Source organism: Burkholderia pseudomultivorans, assembly GCF_902499075.1.
Classification (GTDB): domain Bacteria; phylum Pseudomonadota; class Gammaproteobacteria; order Burkholderiales; family Burkholderiaceae; genus Burkholderia; species Burkholderia pseudomultivorans.
Genome location: NZ_CABVPP010000147.1, coordinates 1 through 541 on the forward strand (window position 1 = coordinate 1; position 541 = coordinate 541).

Here is a 541-nt window from a genome sequence, read left to right on the forward strand (position 1 = left end):
GGGTCTGTAGCTCAGTCGGTTAGAGCACCGTCTTGATAAGGCGGGGGTCGTTGGTTCGAATCCAACCAGACCCACCAAGTTGTCTGGCGTGAAGAAACCTGAGGCGTCTCTGTATGGGGGCATAGCTCAGCTGGGAGAGCACCTGCTTTGCAAGCAGGGGGTCGTCGGTTCGATCCCGTCTGCCTCCACCAATCTTCAATGCGAAGTGCTTGGTTCGAAAGCGAACCGAGGATTTGGCATTGGCGATTGAGCCAGTCAGAGTGATATCAACAGATATCGGCTGTCGTTCTTTAACAATCTGGAAGAAGTAAGTAATTTGGATAGCGGAAGCGTCTTTGAGATGGACGTGGAAACTATCCGGGTTGTGATTGTATCGATGTATCTCAAGATGATTCGAACTTCATGTTCGGCTCAATTTGGAATACGGCACAACGCGAGAACTCAACCTGTAGCGACTGTCGATAGAGACAGACTCGTTATAGGGTCAAGCGAACAAGTGCATGTGGTGGATGCCTTGGCGATCACAGGCGATGAAGGACGC

The 541-nt window shown here is 51.0% G+C and carries 2 tRNA genes and 1 pseudogene; all 3 read left to right on the forward strand.

What is annotated here, in order from left to right:
* Positions 1-77, forward strand: a tRNA-Ile gene (locus tag BST28156_RS34580).
* A gap of 38 nt (positions 78-115) precedes the next feature.
* A tRNA-Ala gene (locus BST28156_RS34585) sits at positions 116-191 on the forward strand.
* Between the two features lie 149 nt (positions 192-340).
* Positions 341-541, forward strand: a pseudogene (locus BST28156_RS34590) (hypothetical protein); the annotation flags it as partial.